General features: G+C 54.6%; 18 protein-coding genes. 6 read left to right on the forward strand and 12 right to left on the reverse strand.

What is annotated here, in order from left to right; translation table 11 throughout:
- The first annotated feature begins 10 nt into the window (after positions 1-10).
- Positions 11-853, forward strand: a complete 843-nt coding sequence (locus H7688_RS22635) for a choice-of-anchor L family PEP-CTERM protein (protein ID WP_246329766.1) — start codon at positions 11-13, stop codon at positions 851-853.
- 519 nt (positions 854-1,372) lie between these two features.
- On the opposite strand, the gene H7688_RS09625 is transcribed toward H7688_RS22635, so the two are convergent.
- The 12 genes from H7688_RS09625 to H7688_RS09680 all read right to left on the reverse strand — a co-directional run bounded on the left by H7688_RS09625 (position 1,373) and on the right by H7688_RS09680 (position 14,491).
- On the reverse strand, positions 1,373-4,270 hold the full coding sequence (locus tag H7688_RS09625; RefSeq protein WP_183360856.1) for a PAS domain S-box protein: 2,898 nt from the start codon (positions 4,268-4,270) through the stop codon (positions 1,373-1,375).
- Positions 4,271-4,564: 294 nt separating this feature from the next.
- Entirely contained in the window at positions 4,565-5,719 is a 1,155-nt protein-coding gene (locus H7688_RS09630; RefSeq protein ID WP_183360858.1) for a YARHG domain-containing protein, read from the reverse strand.
- Between the two features lie 235 nt (positions 5,720-5,954).
- Complete coding sequence (locus tag H7688_RS09635; protein ID WP_183360860.1) at positions 5,955-6,605, reverse strand: FMN-binding negative transcriptional regulator; 651 nt, start codon at positions 6,603-6,605, stop codon at positions 5,955-5,957.
- A 119-nt stretch (positions 6,606-6,724) separates the two neighbouring features.
- Positions 6,725-7,063, reverse strand: coding sequence for a cupin domain-containing protein (locus H7688_RS09640; RefSeq protein ID WP_183360862.1), 339 nt, complete (start codon positions 7,061-7,063; stop codon positions 6,725-6,727).
- Between the two features lie 111 nt (positions 7,064-7,174).
- Positions 7,175-7,399, reverse strand: coding sequence for a hypothetical protein (locus H7688_RS09645; protein WP_183360864.1), 225 nt, complete (start codon positions 7,397-7,399; stop codon positions 7,175-7,177).
- 65 nt (positions 7,400-7,464) lie between these two features.
- Positions 7,465-7,950, reverse strand: coding sequence for an FKBP-type peptidyl-prolyl cis-trans isomerase (locus H7688_RS09650; protein WP_183360866.1), 486 nt, complete (start codon positions 7,948-7,950; stop codon positions 7,465-7,467).
- 129 nt (positions 7,951-8,079) lie between these two features.
- Entirely contained in the window at positions 8,080-8,493 is a 414-nt protein-coding gene (locus H7688_RS09655) for a thiol-disulfide oxidoreductase DCC family protein (RefSeq protein WP_183360868.1), read from the reverse strand.
- 317 nt (positions 8,494-8,810) lie between these two features.
- The gene (locus H7688_RS09660) at positions 8,811-9,302 is read right to left on the reverse strand and encodes a hypothetical protein (protein WP_183360870.1); all 492 of its coding nucleotides are present in this window, start codon (positions 9,300-9,302) and stop codon (positions 8,811-8,813) included.
- Positions 9,303-9,484: 182 nt separating this feature from the next.
- Positions 9,485-9,994, reverse strand: a complete 510-nt coding sequence (locus tag H7688_RS09665; protein ID WP_183360872.1) for a hypothetical protein — start codon at positions 9,992-9,994, stop codon at positions 9,485-9,487.
- Positions 9,995-10,090: 96 nt separating this feature from the next.
- A complete protein-coding gene (locus H7688_RS09670; protein WP_183360874.1) occupies positions 10,091-11,125 on the reverse strand; it encodes a transposase in 1,035 nt (344 codons plus the stop codon).
- Positions 11,126-11,538: 413 nt separating this feature from the next.
- Positions 11,539-12,351, reverse strand: coding sequence for a hypothetical protein (locus H7688_RS09675; RefSeq protein WP_183360876.1), 813 nt, complete (start codon positions 12,349-12,351; stop codon positions 11,539-11,541).
- Positions 12,352-13,213: 862 nt separating this feature from the next.
- Positions 13,214-14,491 (reverse strand): ankyrin repeat domain-containing protein, encoded by a 1,278-nt coding sequence (locus tag H7688_RS09680; protein ID WP_183360878.1) that lies wholly within the window; start codon positions 14,489-14,491, stop codon positions 13,214-13,216.
- 565 nt (positions 14,492-15,056) lie between these two features.
- Between H7688_RS09680 and H7688_RS09685 the strand changes: the two genes are divergently transcribed.
- From H7688_RS09685 to H7688_RS09705, 5 genes are all read left to right on the forward strand, one after another.
- Complete coding sequence (locus tag H7688_RS09685; RefSeq protein ID WP_183360880.1) at positions 15,057-15,713, forward strand: hypothetical protein; 657 nt, start codon at positions 15,057-15,059, stop codon at positions 15,711-15,713.
- Between the two features lie 656 nt (positions 15,714-16,369).
- Positions 16,370-17,038: a cobalamin B12-binding domain-containing protein gene (locus tag H7688_RS09690; protein WP_183360882.1), complete on the forward strand. Its 669-nt coding sequence runs from the start codon at positions 16,370-16,372 to the stop codon at positions 17,036-17,038.
- A 17-nt stretch (positions 17,039-17,055) separates the two neighbouring features.
- Positions 17,056-18,060, forward strand: coding sequence for a uroporphyrinogen decarboxylase family protein (locus H7688_RS09695; protein ID WP_183360884.1), 1,005 nt, complete (start codon positions 17,056-17,058; stop codon positions 18,058-18,060).
- Positions 18,057-18,665, forward strand: a complete 609-nt coding sequence (locus H7688_RS09700) for a DUF1638 domain-containing protein (protein ID WP_183360886.1) — start codon at positions 18,057-18,059, stop codon at positions 18,663-18,665. Before H7688_RS09695 ends, H7688_RS09700 begins: the two co-directional genes overlap by 4 nt.
- The gene (locus H7688_RS09705; protein WP_183360888.1) at positions 18,662-20,761 is read left to right on the forward strand and encodes an ATP-binding protein; all 2,100 of its coding nucleotides are present in this window, start codon (positions 18,662-18,664) and stop codon (positions 20,759-20,761) included. The genes H7688_RS09700 and H7688_RS09705 overlap by 4 nt, the downstream gene beginning before the upstream one ends.
- Positions 20,762-20,768 lie beyond the last annotated feature (7 nt).

Raw genomic sequence — 20,768 nt, forward strand, 5'->3', positions numbered from 1 at the left:
GGAGGTTACTATGGAGTCACACAAGAAATTGATGTCAGCTTTGGCGCTTGCCGTTATGGTTGGTGCCACACAGGTTCCTAGCGCAGAGGCACTGACGGTGAGTACCACAAACGATGCCAACGTCTTGGCCTCAAACATCCTCGGTTCGGGCATCACTCTGGTTGGCAGCGCCAGCTACTCTGGGGGGTCGACCGCCTCAGGGACCTTCACCAATGGCGGAAACATCGGAATGGCCAGCGGCATCCTGCTTACCTCCGGGAGCGCTGCGCTCGCTCAAGGGCCTAACAACGTTGGCAACGCCGGACTCTCCAACGGAGCCCCCGGTTACACGCCGCTCAACGCGTTGATCCCCGGGTATTCCACCTACAATGCCTCCGTGCTCTCATTCAACTTCACCACTAAAGGAGGGGACCTCTTCTTCAACTACGTCTTCGGTTCTGAAGAGTACAACGAGTGGGTCGGCTCACCTTATAACGACGTCTTTGCCTTCTTCTTGGACGGAAAGAACATAGCCCTGATACCCGGCACGTCCACTCCCGTCAGCATCAATAACGTCAACAATGGCAAGAACTCGGCCTACTTCAGGGACAACACCAACGGTGCTTTCAATACCCAGTATGACGGCTTGACCACTGTGCTCACTGCAACCGCTCTGGCCCTCGCCGAGGGACAGCATCATATCGACATCGCCATCGCTGATACCAGCGACACCTACTGGGATTCCGGCGTTTTCATCCAGGCGGGCACCTTCTCCGACACCCCAACTCCGACGGTTCCTGAACCTTCCACCTTCGTCTTGCTGGGCTTGGGTCTGGCCGGCGTTGGCCTGGCCCGGCGGAGAAGCAAAAAGTAAAAAATCACGGAGAGAGAATCAGTCCGTCATCGTGGCAGCTTCAATGGGTCATGCCCGAGAACGGATCGACTCCCTGTAGGGCCTAGCACAAGGCCTCCTCCCAGGATACCCGGGAAGAAAAAGGCCCCCACGCCGAAAGGTGTGGGGGCCTTTATTTTCAGGGCATGAGGGGAAGTAGCGGTCCGGTTGCCAGGTCTTGAAAAAATATGTTTCTCTGATGTCACAACCTTATAATTCAAGACCGGGCACCCGCCTGTGCAGCCCATGTCCTGGTGTGAAGCAGAGGGTGGTCGAGGAGGTGTTCAGGTCCGGGCCTTTGATCTCATTGTGCCTGCGGCGAGCAGGCCAAGTCCCGGGGCGAGCATGGCGAGCGTACCGGGCTCCAGGGCCGGGTACCAGTTGGGGATCGTAGCTGAAATTATCGATGAACGTCGGAGAGTAAGAGAAATTTCTTGGTGACGCGCAGGGGGATGCTGCGATAGGTAACCTAGCACCCCTCACCCCATCAGCGCTCCTGAATCAGACCTCCTGGGTCAACTCGGCAATGGCCTGCCTGAGCACGCTCACCGTGTACGGCTTTTGGATGAACCCAACCGGGCCTCCACCCACGAGCTTTTGGGTCACCTCCTGCTCGTTGAAGCCGCTGGACATGAGGATCTTCGCCTCAGGGGCCATTTTTTTCAGCTCACGGAAGCACTCTACGCCATCCATACGTGGCATGGTCAGGTCGAGGATGACGCAGGCGATGTCAGCCGTGTTCCGGAACACCTCGAGCGCTTCCCCGCCGTCATGGGCGGTGAGTACGGAAAAACCCAGCTCCTTAAGTATCTCCGTGCCGACAGTCAGCACCGCTTCCTCGTCGTCCACCAGCAGGACAGTCCCCTCCCCCTGCCACTCCTCCTGCCCCGGCCTCGCGTCGACGCTTCGATCCGGCCGCCTCGATGCGGGGAACAGGATCCTGAAGGTGGTGCCGCGGCCCGGCTCGCTGGAGACCTTGATGCTCCCCTTGTGCCCTCTCACGATACCGAGTACGGCGGCCATCCCCAATCCGCGACCGGTGAACTTGGTGGTGAAGAAGGGATCGAAGACCCGGCTCAGGGTTTCCTGGTCCATGCCGCACCCGTTATCGGTGACCTCGAGATATACGTACAGCCCCGCGGGTGCCGGATCGCTCGGCCAGGCGCCGGCCAGGTAGCCCTCGGCGCACTCCAGGGAGCCGGTCGACACGGAGATGATCCCGTCCCCCTCGCCGAGGGCCTCGGAGGCGTTGATGACCAGGTTCATAATGACCTGGCGAACCTGCGTGACGTCGGCCTCGATGGGGGGCAGGTGCTCCTGCCGGTTGAAGCGGAGCGCCGCCTTCTTCGAGATGGAGACCTTCAGCATATGCAGCATCTCCTCGAGCACCCGGCCCAGGTCGATGCTTTCCACGAGAAATTTCCCCTTGCCCGAATAGGCCAGCATCTGCCGAGCCAGGTCGGCGGCCCGCAGCGCCGACTGTTCGATGCGCCGCAGGTTCTCCGCAACCGGCGACTCCTTGGCGATGCGCATGAGGGCGAGGTCGGCGTTGCCGAGGATGGCCATCAGGATGTTGTTAAAATCGTGGGCGATCCCCCCGGCCAGCACGCCGAGGCTCTCCAGCTTCTGGGCGTGGAGCAGTTGCCGCCCCAGCTCCTGCTGTTTTGCCTCCAGGGCTTTGCGGTCCGAGATGTCCTCGTGGGTGCCGCACATGCGCAGCGGCGCACCATCCGGCCCGTATTCCACGATCATGGCCCTGTCGCGGATCCAGATCCACTGGCCATCCTTGCAGCGCATGCGGTATTCGGCGGCGTGCAGCGGGGTCTTGCCGGCCAGGTGGTCGTTGATGGAACGCCACACCTCCGCGCGGTCCTCGGGGTGGATCAGGGTGTCCCAGTTTTCCACGGTGAACCGGATCTCTTCCATGGTGTAGCCGAGCATTGCCGCCCAGCGCTCGTTGCGCTTGACTTCCCCCGTCGCGATGTTCCAGTCCCACAGGCCGAGCTGGCTGCCGCGCAGCACCATGGCCAGCTGGTTTTCGCTCTGCCTGAGCGCATCTTCGGCCTGCTTGCGCTGCGAGACATCGGAGATGACGCCGATGAGCCCCTGTTCCTGGCCATGGAGATCGTAAAAGCGCCTGCCGACCAGGTGCCCCCAGAACACGCTGCCGTCCTTGCGCCAGTAGAACCGTTCCAGATCCACCGACGGGATCGCGCTCCTGAGCAGTGCCACCATCTTTTGCCGTCCGATTTCCCGTTCGGAAGGGTGGATCAGCTCGACGTAGGTACTCCCCGTCAATTCCCCGCTGCTGCAGCCGAACATGTCCGCCATCTGCCGGTTGGCGTGCAGGATCCGCCCCTGGAGGTCCACCTGGAAGATGGCCACGCTCGCCGTGTCCATGATCTGTTGCAGCATCGCCTTGTGTTCGGCGATCTCCTGGTTGGCCTTTTGGTTGGAGCGCCACTGGCGCAGCATCAGCCAGGCCCCGGCCAGGGTCATGGCGAGAAAAACCGCCATGCCCAGGGACAGCGCCAGGACTTCGGTATGCCATACTGCGAGGTAGTCCTGCGTCGCCAGCCCGACAAAGACCTTGAGTGGACGCGGCAAGGCCAGCGTGCGGAAGGAGAAGGTCCGTTCCAGACCGTCGGAGGTGCTCTTGGCGGTATAGGTCCCGACGCCTTTCCCCGCCTCCACCAGGGCCTTTAGGCGCGGCGACAGGATTTTCATCCCTACCCCGTGCTCCTTGCCGGGAAGCTCCGGGTAGCGGGCGATGAGGCTCAGGTCGTCGTCGTGCAACGCGATGATGCCGTGGGGGCCTACGTTGATGTTGGAGAACGACTTGGTGAGGTAGTCGAGACCGACGCCGGCATACACCAGCCCGGCAAAGGAGCCATCGGGGTGGCTGATGCGACGGGCCAGCACCACCATCCATTTCCCCGAGATCCCCCCCACCAGCGGCTTGGAGATTACCAGTCCGGCGCCGGGATGGTCCCGCAGGTAGCGGAAGTAATCTCGCTGGGCCAGGCTTGAGGTGGTGACCGGGGTTACCGGCGCCCCGTAGACGGCTCGCCCGGAGGCGTCGGTGGCCCTCAACGCCGTCAGTCCGGAAATGCGGGAGTGTTCCTGCATCAGCAGGTTGTCGAAATACCCCTTGTCGATAGCCCCCCTGGAGAGCTCACGTTGTGCGGCATTGACCATTGCCTGCAGCACCGTGTCGATACGGGCGACGGTACCGGAAAGGTTCTCGTCGAGCACCTGGGCCAGGTTCTGCGCGGTCACCGCCGCCCGCTCCTCGTAGCGCGCCCTGCTCTGCTGCAGGGAGAACCAGATTATGGCGGCTACCACCAGGTTGAGCAGCAAGACCCCGCCAAAAAGCTGCCTGACGAATGGGCTCTTCATGGGACCACCTCCCGGTCGCCTGGGTGACTACTCCGTTGCGTGGAGGCTTCATTCATGGCAGCATTCCTTGAAGCCCTCATATGCGATCTCCGCCCAACCGTTCAAAACGGTTTCACTTTCCAGGCATCCCACTATTTTGGATTCTTGGAGCGTCCCCCTCCTTCTCCCCCCGGGGCGTCCAATCGCGGCTGTCTCGGCTCCGTTACCCCTAATCCGTGGTCTTCACTCACCTCCAGACAACTTATACAACGTACTGACCTCCCATTGCATCCCTCTTTTTCTTCCTCTGTTCGATCACTTCTTTTGGGGCAGCGGTTTGCCGAGGTAGATGAGCACCTCGAGTCCCTCGCCCGAAGCGCTGCCATTGGACAACATGGCGTAGACCACCTCCGGGGTGAGCTGAACGAGTTGGCGGGGCTCCAGGCTCCAGCCGAAAACTTCATCCAGCGTATGCGAGGGCAACCGGAAATCGATTATCGGTTTACCGCCCTTCCCGATGACCGCGATCCGGTCCGATAAGCCGGTAACTGAACCGTTGGAAAGCTCAAGCTCGTTCCTGATCCAGGCAAAGATGTGGTCACCCCAGTACGGCTTGATGTAGTCCAGGTAGCCATTCTCCTCACCCTCTCGTCCGAAATTTGAGCTGAAGTTTATGGCTCCATCCCGGTCCATGATCGCGGTGACTCCCTCGGAGACACCGCAACAGCCGCCCTGCCAGTAGGAAATCACGGCTCCAATGTCCTTGTTGTAGAAGAGGTTGCCAGCAACCGAGGTGAAGTTCTTGAGCTCCTTGCCATCGGTATCGAACACTTTCATTCCGACGGCATCCGTGACACCTGACACCTGATGTTCAGTGCGCCAGGCCTGCACGAAAACCAGGGGGAGGTCGTCGAACATCCCTGCCCGCTCGAAATCGGTGAAGAGCTTCACGTTGTCCTTGTCCTTCATCACCTTGTGGGACAGCTTCACACTTTTACCCGTGCTCAAAAAGGTGAGCCCTCCCTTGGCAACGGAGACAGGTCCCCTTTCCCCGCTGATTTCTTTTAGCGCCACCCCAGGATTGGAGAGCATCGTCAAAAGGGTGCGCGTCTTGCTCGACTTTACGAATTCCAGCCTGTTGAGCAGGAAGGCGTTCTCCTTTTCGACCTTGGTGAGCCGTGATTCGGAATAACCGGGGTCTTCTTGGTACCAGGGAAAACTCCGGAACCAGGAGTCGAGGTTGGCAGACTTGAATTTCATGCCATGGCGGGCATAGATCTCGTTTTTCAAAAGCCCTATTTGCCGGTGGTCGAGCAAGGCGGCCTCCCACAGGAACAGGGGCTTATCGAGCCGTTCTCGCAGATTTGAAAAAAGGGCCTCCTTTTCGGCAGCGGTCGCGACTGGCAGGGGGACAAATGAGGGTTGTGTCGTTTGGTTCGCCACATAACTCTCGCGAGCGTAGTTGGCCATTTCGGCACGAGCCTCGTAGACGGTGGCTGCAGTGCACTCGGCATAGCTGAAGAGGAGCAGAAAGCATAAAAACGAGCGTATTCCGTACCGAGTCCCCAACTGGATTCCTCCTTTTTCTAAGGGCGTAGAGGGTTCACCCCGGGTTCCGGTGACAGGCCCCGTGGGGGATGTCAGCACCTGGTGGTATCCCCAGACGATTACAGAATGACAGGGGCGCCCCTTGATGGTCCCTTATTTACGACCGACTGTCTCTCAGTCTTTCATCCACGAGGTCGGCAAGCCTCAGATTTTGGTGGGGGTCGGTTTCGTCACGCAGGCCCTCGACAACTCCCAGCCTGTCCACCTCAGACTTGTTCTGGCTCATTTTCCATTTGCCTTCAATATGCCGAATCGGAATTTCGATGCCGACGATAGCTTTCAACTGGGCGTCGAGGTAGTCTGTTGCGGCATCACCAAGTGACCAGGGGTGTGGCCTTTTTCCTTCGTGGCTGGCAACAAGGTGCTCAAGCATCCCATGCAGCCATGCAGGGTCCTGGATGACGGTCGGGGTGCCCCGGACTTCGACGGCACAATAATTCCAGGTCGGAACCTGCCGATGCGTTTGTGCCTTGCTGGGATACCAGGACGGCGTAACGTAGCCGTTTTCACCCTGAAACATCACCAGGCAATCACTCTCCCCATCCACCTCCTGCCAGTGTGGATTTGCCCTGGACAGGTGGGCACGCAAGACACCAAACTCACCTTCGTCCGGAAAGAGCGCAAACGGCAAGGGGCTCGCCTGAAGGCCGCTAGCACCGTGGGTAACCAGGAGGCCAAACGGGTTATCTCGAATGAGCGCATGTAGCCGTTCAATACGCTCTTCACTAAAATGATTCGGTATAAACAAGGTAGCTCCCCCTCAGCGGTTCATGGAATTAAATCCGGTATTTCACCTTGGGCACGCCACCATTCTTGAATTCTTGGGGGGCCCCTTGTCCAACCCCAGAGGGCGACGCTCCACCAGGATTACGACTCTCTAGCCGAATACCGATGCGGTTCGTCAAAGAAGGTGATATCGGCGTACCCGGCATAGATTTTCCCCGAGTGCTTCATCCCAGCCGGAATGTAGTAGCGGTCGCCCTTGGTATAGGAGTGGGTAGTGCCCCCGATATTCAGCTCGATGCGCCCTTCCAGCACAAACCCGACCTGCGCGGCATGCGAGTGTTCCGGCAGATCCACGTCGTGTTCGAACTGCATGAAAAGAGTCTGGTGCGAGTTGGCTTGAGAGAGGTAAGCCGTCACCCCCTCCAGGGGAATGTCGGCCTCAGGCAGTTGGGTGATGGGAGGCGGAAAAATTGTCTTCATCTTGAGGTTCCTGTACCTTGTGCGGAGAAAGGTGGAACTGCATTCCTAGGGGACTCAACAGTTATCTCATGGAGCATAGCATCTACAGGGGCGTCCCCTTAACACCTCTTCTCAGCGCTGCCTCAGCAGTGACTTTATCAAGGCATCGATCTCTTCGAGGACCTCGTCCGGCAACTGGTCGACATGCACGATCCTGCTCACCAAGTCAGCCTGAACGAAGTCGGGCAGCATCTTCATAATCTCGCTTGAGTGCTCTTTTTGCAGCCTGGCCAGCACAACAGCAATGGTCTGCGGCTGTTCTCGCAGCAGATTCTTGGCAACGGCACGATAGTCCATTTCGATAGTTCCCCTTACGTCTCTCTGATGCTCCGGCAACTGGTGGCTGGCCCCCACTAACCGTCCTACTCCTCGTCGGCGTCGAGGATGTGGCCTTGCTTGATTTCTTCGGGACCGGCCTCCCGGATGGCGGTGACGGTGCAACTGAAAACGATGGATAAACCCGCCAGAGGGTGATTGCCGTCCAGCACCACCTTTTCATCATCGATATCGGTGACCCGGTAGAGAATGAACTCCTCGTCGTCAGCACCTTCCGCGGCGCCTTCAACTTGGCTGCCGACTTCGAGGTCCTCGGGAAATTCCTCGCGAGGCTCCACTTGGACCAGGCTGGCGTCGTATTCTCCGAATGCTTCGGCAGGCAGCAGCTTGACCTGGACGGAATCGTTCACTTTCTTACCCTGCAGGGCTTCCTCAATCTTGGGGAAGATATCTTCATAACCGCCATGCAGATAGCAGAGGGGCTCCAGCCCTTCATCGACCAAGACACCATCGGAATCGGTGACAGTGTAATCAAGAGTTACCACCGTATTCTTTTTTACCTCTGAGACCATATACTCTTCTCCTTCAGTTTGGATCAAGATATAAAGTTTTCCGCAGCTTTTACGGGGACACAATACCTATTATTTCACAACACATTATCTATTATTGTTACGGCAGTCCCCACGGATGCATCTGGTCATTCACTTTCTTTGGTGGATGCTACACGTCCCACTGTCGCATTGATGTCGTTTGGGCAGATAAGGCCTAACCTGGGCAAACAACCAGTAGCCAATGCGGGCCAACCAGTTTACCAGCGGCAACTGGATGACGCGCCCCATGACACCATACAAGGTCGAGGCTGGAAATGCCTGCCAGATTGCCCAGAACGAATCGACCCCTTGAAAAACCTGTCCATCACGATCGATGGCATGCATGCTACGCATGAAATCACCGAACGAGATGTGATAGGGAGCCGGGTCGAAGTCAGGGCTACTGATGTCAATCGCCACCAGCTTTTCACCGTGATCCTTCCGCAGGTAGTGTCCGATTTCGGTGGCGCAGACGATACACGCGCCATCGTAGAAGACCTTCAGGGGGAAACATGGCGCTCTCATGCGGCCACGATCCACAGGCCTTGCTGCAGAGACAGATCGTTCAGGTCCATGATGGTCAACTCCTGGTAACGGGTATCAGTACAAGTATGCAAAGCCCAAGCAGGAAAAGAAGAGTTGCCGAAGCTAGGGTGCGGCTCAGAGGGACACCCCTGTAATACTGTAATTCCTAGCCAACGACGGCCCTAGGGTCCTATCGCTTCAAACTGCAGACATCTCGAAAACAATTACAGGATTACAGGGGCGTCCCCTTATTCTTTCCAACAGAGTCTGATGGAAGTTGATAGTGTCCTCGTCCTTTGCCCATACCTTCAGTGATGTTATTCAGGCTCAAAGGGGGACTTATGATTTAGCTCGGCAAAAGACAACAGGATTGTGATGTTTCTGATAGCATCATTACGTTCGCTTAGATGGTCTGCGTAGGTAGCAGGATTAAAATATTTCCTGAGATGCACATAAATCTTGCCATCGTCACTTTTATGGTGGCAATACTCACTCCATGCAAGGTCAAAGGCAAGTTTCTTTTCTTTAGGAAGAAACTGTCGATATTTTTGATAAGCCAATACGTGCCGAGGAAAGTCCTCCTCAAGAATTTTTACCAGTGTATCGCCAGGGAAGGAATAATCGTTAATTCCGAGTCCAAGATGTGGGTCGATTTTTGCCAGAGTAGGTTGAAAAGAGAGTTGAAACTCGATGACCGCCTGGTTTTTTTCTTTTCTTACTGCAGCACCTATTGCAGAAGCGTATCCCACTAGCCCGGCAATCGCAGCGCCCAAAAGCGCAAATAGTCCGTTTACTAAATTGTCTGGCACGGTCATCTCCACATACTTCTATTGGATTATCCGGTGGCTTCTCGGGGAAATAAAACCTATTATTCACAACACATTATCTATTTTGCCTCCGCCGCACATATGTCACAAATTAATTGGTATTGTGTCCCACGAAATCACCTCCGGAATTCTCCCTCACCATTGTGATAGCCTGACAATCACATCTAGCAGGTGGCCTCAAAAGGCTCGCTTAGATACATGGTACCTATCTTGTCACGATACGCCCCTCTTATTTTTATGCGTCCCGAGTAACCAGCTTTATTAAGGCCAGAGGTTAATTCTGCCACAGTAATTAAAACGCTGCACCCTTCCCCTGGTTCTAGGCGGCATGGAAATATTGAGTCAGAATGAAAATATCCTCCTGGAAAAACCATGGTACGTCGGTCAGGAAGTTGTATGAAAGGGCTATCGACTGTCACAGAAAGCAAGCCTTTGTTCGCAGCCGACACGGAGAAGACATCAACTATCTGACCATCCCCCATCGGCACCAACGCTCCACAAAAAGATACTCCTATATCGGGTGCTTGCGATTTACGGAGCAACTTCAACTGTTCATTGGTGAGAGATGTGAGTTGATGGGCTCTAAGGGCATACCAAGATGTAACCAGAACCAAGACCACTGTCGATATAGCTTGTATTGCAGCAGAATTGGTATTTAGCCATTGCATCGCCATCCGATTCTCCTTTCGCTCAAGGGCATGAGTATACCGTCGATGAGGCGCTTGGGGCTTTTCAGGGGGATGTCCTATAAGGGCCCAAGGGGGACGCTCTTAAGAATATAAGTTTCTCTGTAACAGATCTTTCAGCTGCAGCCCTCTTTCAGCAGCAAGCCGCTCACCTCGCTCGAGAGCTTGCGTAACTGCTGGCTGGCTGATACCTAAAAACTTCGCCATCGATACCCCCGTTAGTCCAATCTCTCGAATCGCCCAGTAACATAACAGGCTCCGGGCCTGAACTTGTTTTGGATGTTTGCCGACTGCACAGACCTCACCTTCAGCAATTGCCAGTACGCTGGCAACAATAGATATAAGCTTTTCAAGAGTTACGTCTTCCCGGTGATACCAGGTTTTTCTTTCCAAATCCTCTTCCGAGGCCTGCAGCGCCGAATCCACGAAATCGGCATCACCGAGGATTCGCTCATCGCTATTGAGGAATATCCCAGCTTCTCTGGCAGCGTGTAACTCACGCCAGCCTCCTGCACTCCTTAGCAACCCACCTCCAGTTAGATCTGGTCGATGACCCTTTGATATACCATCAAGCACGAAAGCCTCATACGCAGCCATGCTTTCCCTCAAACTGCCTCCGAACCTATTAAGAACCTGATCTCTTGCCATCCAGGAGTCTAAATCCTTATGACGGCCAAGGAGGCAACTGTGTCCACAATAGCGATAGTCCCGCAGATCTTCGAATGAGGCGACGATACCAGCCCGAAGAGGATTCAGATGGATGTATCGCACTAATTCCAGTAGGTACGTCTCTTCCTGGCAAAGGATCGACTTGTAGCGATTTTGAAACAAGTGGCCATGGCGCCTATGGCGCAAGTTGAATGCCGTCGCGTAGCCCGTGAGAAGCTTTTGCATCAGCTGCGAAATAGGTATGAGTCCCGTTTCAAGCAGCAGATGGAAATGATTAGGAATCAAAGCCCACGCAAAACAGCGAGTGGACGTGATGGTCGTGATCTCCACCAACCGCGAAAGAAAGTTATTCCTGTCTTGGTCATCATGAAAAATGTCGCCACGTTCAATGCCACGGCAAATAATGTGGTGCAACGCCCCAGGGATGTCGATCCGTGCCTGCCTTGGCATATCCCCTCCATCAGTGAGAGAAACTTATAATCTTAAGTGCGTCCCCCTGCCTCCCCCCGGCCGCCGCCAGGTAAGTGCACTATCCTCAATACATTGTGCCATTCGTTTTTCATTCGTGGTCCTTCAGCCAACGCCGGCGTGACCGGCGGAGCGCTCGGCTCCCTTCAGCTACTCCCCGCTCTCACCGTCCGCGGAGTCCGGTCCTCGCCGTTGTTGGCGTCTGCCGTTCCTCAACTTCCTTGGTTGGTCTCGGCCTTCCATCAACTTCCATCATCTGGATCGTCCCTCACCGGCTTTCATGTACTTCCTTAAGCCCAATGCACTAAATCAGTCGAGCCTTTCTGCCAATAAATGCCCCTCTCTCTACATTGCCAGCCAAATCACCAATACGGCCTCTTTACTTTCCTTAAAAGTCATTTGTTTAGTGTCACACGCCATACCAAGAAACCTGCCACTACACTGACTATCAACCCTACTATAACCACCCAAAATACATTTTGTATCAACTTCCGACGTTTCTCATAGTTCTGCCTCATTTTCCCAAAAATAAATTCATTAGATGGAAAGATTATTGATAATGTTTTTTCTGGAATTTTGCCAATAGAAATCATGGCAAGTGCAAATGGAATAATGATAGGCCAGAATTGAGACCATCTATTAAATGTTCTGGACTGACTGTCACTTATTAGGAAATTTAGCTTAGCATGAATGTCAGATGATTTTAATATGTTGGTCACAACTGTAGGATTGCTAGCTGGCATATCTTGCCCTAAATTAAAAGCAAACCACACTAAAGACCCAGACATCGCTATAAAGAAGATAAACTGGTCTAACCATTCCGGTGGCCGCCATCCAACTGATAATTCATTAACAACGTATTCTCGAATGTCGCTGTATAGCAAAAAAACAGTGTCTCTATCTTCACCTGTTATATTAAGCCTTGTGCCATTTTTTGAGAACTCTAGTTCAAAATCGATTACACCTTTTTCTTTGACAACAATGTCAAGCATCGAAATCTTACGCCAATCATTGTTATCCTCAGAGATAACGTCGTCAATAAGGCTGGTTGTGTATGAATAGGAATCTCCCCTGTAAACATTAAAAGCACACGTTAGCGGTGGCTCAAGTTTGGCGAGACGGGCCGTTATGATTTCATAGATTTTCCGCAGCCGTCCTTCGTCTAAAATAAATCCTTTTTTAAACTCATGTTCAACGAAAGCTCCCATACCCCCCCCATAATTGAAAATATAAATCCTGTTTATGGCACTAAAACTGGCAATCGCCTCTTGCCCACAAGTTATTATGCATAAGAAAAAGCATCTACTATTATATGTCTGCATCTAATATTAGATGTTTGTTTATAATATTAGATGCTTTTCTGGCATCTAATATTGGATGCTTTTTCGAAGTGCGGCTACCGGATTTTGCCGGAGAGCCGCTACGCATTTGTTTGGGAGGCATTTACTTGCACACCGAGGTCCCCCCCAACCAGCCAAGGCACCCAAAGGGAACGTGATACGAAACTCAATTCCGTTCTCCTTCTGACACTGTCAACTGATCCCGCTCTATGTCAGGGCGGGCCCAGGGGGACGCTCTTAAGAATATAAGTTTCTCTCTAACAGGTCTTTCAGCTGCAGCCCTCTTTCGACAGCAAGCCGCTCACCTCGCTGGGGAGCTTGCGTAACTGCTGGCTGGCAGATACCCAACCGCGAAAGAAAGTTATTCCGGCCTTGGTCATCATTGAAAATGTCGCCACGTTCAATGCCACGGCAAATAATGTGGTGCAACGCCCCAGGGATGTCGATTCATGCCTGCCTTGGCATATCCCCCCCATCAGTGAGAGAAACTTATAATTTTAAGTGCGCCCCCTGCCTGGATTATCGCAGCCATTTTTTTGGTTTTTAAGCAAAGACCACTCATCCGCTTTACATGGATTAGCAAAAAATATGCAATTACCTATACAAAGAAGCAGGACAGCGAAATTTGGTAAATTTCTTGTCTAACGGCGTGTCTCTATGCATTTAACTCCTCGATGTCGCACATCTGTCACAAAGTAATGGGCATTGTGTCCCCGGAATTCCGGCACAATTACGGGGAAGATGCATTACCACCCGTTTTTTCTTTTGTATTGTCGATGGCACCTTTTGACAAGAGCAGTTTTATAACTTCAGAGTTACCTGCTTGAGATGCGAACGTTAGCGCTGAAAATCCTTTCTCATCTTTTGCGTTTACATCGGCTCCATTTTCCAATAAAAGCTTTACAACTTCAACATTCCCCTCACTGATATTTAGCCCCGCCATCATCAATGCATTACCACCCGCTTTTTCTTTAGCATTGACCATGGCACCTTTTTGCAAGAGTAGTTTCACAACTTCAGAGTTACCTGCTTGAGACGCGAACATTAACGCTGACCACCCATTATTATCTTTTGCGTTTACATCAGCTCCTTTTTCCAATAGAAGCTTCGTTACTGCAACATTCCCTTCACTAATATTTAGGCCAGCCAGCATCAATGCAGTATCACCTGATTTTTCTTTAGCATTGACCATGGCGCCTTTTGCCAAGAGTAGCTTTACAACTTCAGTGTTCCCTTTTCGAGATGCTTGCATTAGTGCTGACCATCGATTTTTATCTTTTGCGTTTACATCGGCTCCTTTTTCCAATAAAAGTTTTACAACTTCAATATTCCCCTCACTACTGTGGAGTGCAGCTCCCATCAATGAATCCATCCCATCTTTATCTTTAGCATTGACGATGGCCCCTTTTGATATAAGAAATTTAGCTGTTTCGACTTGACCTGTATAGGCTGCACCCATTAAAGGCGTAGCCCCTCCTTTATCCTTCCAGTTGACACTTAAATTCTTCTTCAAAAACTTCTTCACGGCTTCTAAATCGCCCCGCGCAGAGGCTTCATTCGACTTATTTTTAACTTTGAATGAGTTTGTGCCGCCATTCATTTTCACGAGAGTAGCTTTACTTTTCTCTGGCTTGATAGATGTAGAAATCCGTTGCAACATCAACGTATCTTTTTTTATCTTAAATCTATATTCGAAAGACTCTTTGTCTGAAATTGTGAAATTAACCCTATCCCCTGAAATCGAATACTTATTGAAAACCGTAATTTTGTCATTATTGTAAATTACGACAAGCTGGTAGCTTCCGTTATTTTGTAATTTCAAGAAAGCACCTGGATTAAATAAGGCTTCTTTTGAAGCAGATTTGACCTCCCAATCACCCAATAGTATTGGCGGGGTTTCGCTCATTTCCTCTTGCTCATCATGTTTCGGTTTTTCCTCCGCATACCCCATGGTGCTAAAGGCAAAAATCAAAACGGCGATCAGATAAATGGCTAGCTTGAAATTCATGCTCTGATTCCTTTTTTGTGTACAACTCATTATTGATCAGATCACGCCAAAAAGTAATTATGCAGAACAAACTGCATCTAATATTGCATGCTTTTCAAATGCGATCTACCCGGTCTCGCCGGAGATTTCGCCACACATTTGCCTGGGGATCATTACCCGCGGCCTTTCTGCAAGTTTACCAGCTAGCCTAGAACACCTAAGGAGGGCTTTGATACGCAAACTTAACTTCCTGCTCCTTTTGACACTGTCAACTCATCCCGCTCTATGTCAGACGACTTCCGCACTAATCCTCCGGAACACTCCCATATCCAGTGGCGAATATATGTCAACACTTATGTTATGTAAATTAAAAATATTGTAGATTTTATACATGTCTGTTCCTAAGATTGCTTCTTCATCTGTCTGTCACCATGGAGGTGTCGTCCCCCACGATTTGCGCTCCACCCCTTCTTCTCCGGCGCTTGCCGGGCTGATCAAAAAAAATTTGCAGCACCCACTTGCCAACCATTTTCGGCGTGTCATACTTCGCTACCATTAAGTTTTGCTAATTTCAAAGGAGGTAGGTATGACACCTAAACTGATGGGGTTCTCGGGGTTGAGCCACGTCGAGTTTTTGGCGAAAGGCGAATATATCCTGATGAACATTGAAACGCACCGTCTCGCCCAAGGTGATGCGCACCCACCCTTTGTCAACAAGGGAGAAGTGACCGAGGCATTCTGCCTCTTCCGCGACCTGCAACACGCCTCGAACAACAAGGATGTAGTGACCATGGCGAAGCGGGATCAGGCCCGCAAGGTCGCAGAGGAGAAGCTCGAAAACTTCGGGAACTATATGCTCATGAAGGCAAACGGGGATGTGACACAGATGCTGGGGAGCGGCTATGATGTAGTTCCGCCGCGGGCACCCAAGAAACCCATCTCGGTGAACGAGATCCTCCTTGCCCCCATCACTCTGTCCGCCAGACACCTCATCGTCAACGGCCAGCCGGCACCCAGGAAAATTGTCCTAAAATGGACCTCGATCCACGGAGCTAGCGCCTACCAGGTGCAAATGACCGAAGATCCCTCCGCCGAGGCGAACTGGACGACGATCATGCACACCAGCCATTGCCGGGAAGAAGTGGAAGGAGAGTCCGCCAAGCGTTGTTACTTCAGGGTTCGGGTGCTCTCCGGCCAAAGCTTCGGTCCGTGGTCCGAACCGGTAAATATCCTCTTCCTCTAAATCACCGACAGTTCCACGCCGGCTTCCCCTTCGAAAGGGAAGCCGGCTTTTTTTATCCATCCTCCCTGGAGCGTCTCTGCTCAGCACAAGATAAATAAACCTCCGCCCCCGTTCCCACAGAAACGGCAACGCCCCCGCCTCTCTGATTCCTCACCACGTTCCCCAAGGTACGCGCGGTAACAGCAAAATCCTTGCGTGGCGAAGCCCCCCCCTCCCCCGACCAGGGCACAAACCTATCGCACTCGAGGTTAAAAAGTAACACTTCCGGCACTGTTTTCTGAAACAGCAATGGGTTGGTCTCTTTCTCAGGAATAATCATTTATAAAAGATAGTTGAGGGAAGCTCCACATGGTGATATCGTAAACGCCATTCACTCAGAGCGGGTTGCGGTCTCACTGTTTGCGCTTTTTTGCCGAAACTCTATCTATAACTAAGCAATCTGCCTCAACCTTCCTTGATACCCAGAAAAGATTTACAAAGCTCTAATCTCTTTAAAACAAGACTTGCCAGGATTATACATACCTTCCAAATGCGCTGTATCGTAGTTTCACTGTCAAAGTCAGGCAGCAGCTTTATGCAGATACCAGGTTCCTATCCCATTACAGAGGGTTCTGCCCCCTGAAATTCTCTGAAGATTGTTACAGAAAGGGACGACCATGAATCTAACAGAGCTAAGCGACCGGCTGTTTTCGGCAATGATCGAGGCGGACCGCCCCGGTGCCTCAAACATCGTGGAAGAGGCGCTGTCGGGGGGTATCTCCCCGCGCGCCGTCATAGCCGACGTCCTCGACCCCGCCATCGTCAGGTTGGGCAAGCTGTGGGAAGAACAAGCGATGTCGCTGGCCCAGAATTTCGTGGCCTCAAAAATTGCCGAGGATACCCTCTTGCGCTGCGTCCCGGTGAGAAAGGACCGGGAATCCGGAAAGGGTTCGGTGGTGATCGGGAACATAGAGGATGATTTTCACAGCCTCGGCAGACGGGCCGTGAGCCTTTTTCTGGAGGCCGCAGGATGGGACGTCCATGACCTGGGCAACGACGTCCCGGCTGAGCAGTTCGTCGAAAAGGCTCTTGAGGTAGATGCCTGCGTCATCGCGGTCTCCGCCATGATGCAGACCACCGCCCTGAACATCCGCAAGGTCCGGGAGCTCCTCGACGCAAACGACCTGAAGGGCTCCATCAAGCTCGCGGTCGGTGGGGCCGTTTTCAACTGGCGCCCGGAACTGGTGGCCGAGGTGGGTGGCGACGGCACCGCGTCCAACGCAATCGGTGCGGACGAATTGTGTCAAAGGCTCCGGACCGAGACAGGCAGGGCGGTGCAGCCATGAATGCCTACCAGAGAGTGATGGGTACCCTGCTCGGCCAGCCGGTCGATCGCGTGCCGGCTTTTGCGGTATTGGGGGCCTATGGCGCCCGCCTTACCGGACTCGACCTGCGCACCTTGTACACCGACGCAACGGCGTACGTCTCGGGCCAACAGGCGGTGTACAACCAGTTCGGTTTCGACCTGGTCATCACCCCGTTCGTCTACACCGCCATAAGCGAGGCATTCGGCGGTGAGACTGCCTGGAGCATCAACCAGCCCCCCAACATGAAACGGCCCGGGTGGCCGTCGGCGGCCCGGGCGCTCCACGCGGAACTCCCCGTCCCCCAGACGACCGCATGCCTGGCAACCGTCCTGGAGGCGACCGGCAGGCTCGCGGACCTCTACAAGCAGCAGGTCCCGATCGTCGCGGTGCTGCCCGGTCCGGGGATCCTCCCCTCGCTGGTGATCGGCCTGGAACAGTGGATGGAGACCGTGCTCTTCGAACCGGAGTTGGCCCGCAGGCTCTCCGACCACCTGACCCCGTTCTTCGTCACCTGGGCAAATGCCCTACTGGCTGCAGGGGCCGACTGCCTGGTAATCACCGAGGGCATGGCATCTGCCGAGATAGCGCCTCGCGATCTCTTCGCAGAGCGTTTCCTTCCCCTGCTCACCACGACCTTTGCCCAGATCGATGGGCCTAAGGTGCTGCACCACACGGGGGGAAGGATCAATCACGTGCTCGACCTGGTGACCGGGCTGCCGGGGCTCGTCGCGCTGGCGATCGGCTCGAAAGACTCACTGGCCGAGGCAAGATCGATCGTGGGCCCCGACCTGAACCTCATCGGGAACCTGGACAACCTCTCTTTCCCCTCGGCTAGCGTGGAACATATCTACCGTGCCTCCCGTGACTGCCTCCGCGAGGCTGCGGGAGGGGGGCACTTCATACTGGCTAATTCCGGTGCAGATATCCCGCTGTCCACCTCGCCAGAAAACCTGCACGCCATGCACCGGGCCGTAGCAGACGCCGTCAGGGAAGCGTCGTGAAGGCCGGCACGCTCTGGCTCAGTTGCGGGGTCCTGCGCCCCGAGTTGGAGGAGCTGCTGCGCACCTCCAGGATCGACGGCACCTTGCTCTGTTTGGACTCGATGCTGCACATGGAGCCGACCAAGCTGGAGCAGGCGCTCACGACGACCCTGGAACGCCTGTCAAAGAGAGCGGCGACCGTCGTGCTCGTCTACGGGGATTGCGCGGCCCACCTGCTCGACATCGTCAAGAGATTCAAGGTCGTCAGAATACCTTTCATCAACTGTGCGCAACTGCTGGTCGGACGAGAACGGTACCGCCAACTGATGCGCGAGGGGGCCTTCCTGGTGCTCCCCGAATGGGCCCCCAAGTGGGAGCAGATCATTAAAAACGAGCTGGGGTTGGACAGGGGGGTGGCCCACGACCTGATGAGCGAACACCGGGGGGTGCTGGTCTACCTCGACACCGGCATCGTCGAGGTACCCTTAGAGCTGCTCCGCGAGTTTTCGGCATACACCGGACTGACGTGGCGGGTCGAGCCGATATCTTTGGACCTCATGCTGGAGAGCCTGCTCGCGGCACAGTCCGAACCTCTCCAGGCGCATCCCGCAAAGGAGCGGGCATGAACGATATCCCGAGCAGACTCTCCGCACAGTTGATGGCCGTCGACATCATATCCGAGCTGCTGGTGTCCTCCGCGCCCCACACCCTCGGAGAACAGTTCACCGCCCAGTTGCGCGAACTTACCGGGGCGAGAACTGCGATCCTCGTCGTCCACGATGCGTCGACGGGCCGTAACGAGATCCTTTCGGTAAGCCCGGAACGCCGTTCGGGCATCATCGCGGCCGACGAGGTGACCGCGCTGTGTGCCGCGGCAACGCAGCGCAGCCACCCTCTGGTCGTAGCAGAGCTTCCCGACGATCACCCGTCCAAGTCAGCCCTGTTGCACAACGGCGTCACCGACGTCGCCCCCTACCCACTTATCGTCGGCTGCGAAGCGGTCGGCACCTTGCTCCTGTTGAACCTCCCCGGCCTCGATCGCATCGAGGAAACCGACGATATCATCCACCTGCTTGCCCCCCCCATCGCCCTGGCCCTCAAGAATTCCCTCGCATTTCGTCAGATCGAGCGGCAGGCAAACGAGTTGGAGCACCAGGTCGAAGTCAGGACCGCACAGCTGATGCAGAAAAACGCCGAGTTGCAGCGGCTGGAAAACCTGCACAGGGCCATCGTCCTGTCGGCGATGGAGGGATTCTGCCTCGTCGACGCCACGTTGAAGATCGTCGATGTGAACGAGGCCTACTGTACGATGAGCGGTTATCTGCGTGGGGAGCTGATCGGAACCCAGATAGCCCAGCTCGACGCCATCGATTCCCCGGACGATGTGGCAGCTCGTGCGCGCAGGCTGATGGAGACCGGCTCGGACAGGTTCGAGTCACAGCACCGCCGCAAAGACGGCAGCCTTTTCCCCGTCGAGGTGAGCGTAAGCTGTGTGCCCGTCGAGGATCTGCTGCTCTCGGTGTTCATAAGGGATATATCCGACCGAAAGCTGGCGGAAGAGGCGCTGCGCCGCAGCGAGGAACAACTCCGGCAATCCCAGAAAATGGAGGCCATCGGTCAGCTTGCCGGAGGTGTGGCACATGATTTCAACAATATCCTCCAGGTGATCGAGGGATACTGTTCCCTTCTCCAGGTCGACCGTTTGCTGACCCAGGAGCAGCGGCAAAAGATCGACCAGATCGCCACCTCGGCCGATAAGGCCGCCCAGCTCACGCGCGGCCTGCTGACCTTCAGCCGGAAGCAGGCCCTGCTGATGAAACATGAGGATCTCAACGACATCGTAAAGCATGTCCACCAACTCCTGGTGCGGGTCATCGGCGAGGACATCAACCTTACCGTGTCCTGCTGCGCTGCGAAACTCCCCATCGTGGCCGATCGGGGGCAGATGGAGCAGGTACTCATCAACCTTGCCACCAACGCCCGTGATGCGATGTCGGGCGGCGGTGTTTTCACCGTCCAAAGCGAGCGGATCATCCTGGAGGACTCATTTTCCGGCACCCACGGGTACGACATTCCCCCCGGCGCATATGCCCGACTGACGGTATCCGATACCGGATGCGGCATCAAGAAGGAGCATCTGGAGCGTGTTTTCGAACCCTTTTTCACCACCAAGCAGGTGGGTAAAGGGACCGGGCTCGGGATGGCAATAACCTACGGCATCATCAAGCAGCACAACGGCCTCATTACCGTGTACAGCGAGCAAGGGCAAGGGACCATCTTCCGGATCTATCTCCCGATTGACGAAATGGCCGTGCAGCCTGTCGTCAAGAAGGAAGTGGCGCAGCCGGTGGGTGGCCAAGAAACCATACTGGTCGCCGAGGATGATCCTTTTGTCCGGTCTCTGGTGTCGAGTGTTCTGACGAGCTACGGGTACCAGACCATCCTTGCGGCAGACGGTCAGGAGGCCATTGAGAGATACCAGGAGAACCAGGGGGAGATCTCGCTGATTCTTATGGACGTGATCATGCCCAACAAGAACGGCCGGGAGGCCTTCGAGGAAATCCAACGGATCAGGCCGGGCGCGAAGGCACTTTTCACCAGTGGTTACACCGCGGACTTCATTCAGAAGAGAGGAGTCTCCGAGGAGGGGATCGAATTGATCATGAAGCCGGTGCAGCCGATGGATCTGCTGAGGAAGGTACGAGAGATGCTGGACGGATAACCGAGTC

It is taken from the genome of Geomonas limicola, assembly GCF_014193675.1.
Lineage (GTDB): Bacteria > Desulfobacterota > Desulfuromonadia > Geobacterales > Geobacteraceae > Geomonas > Geomonas limicola.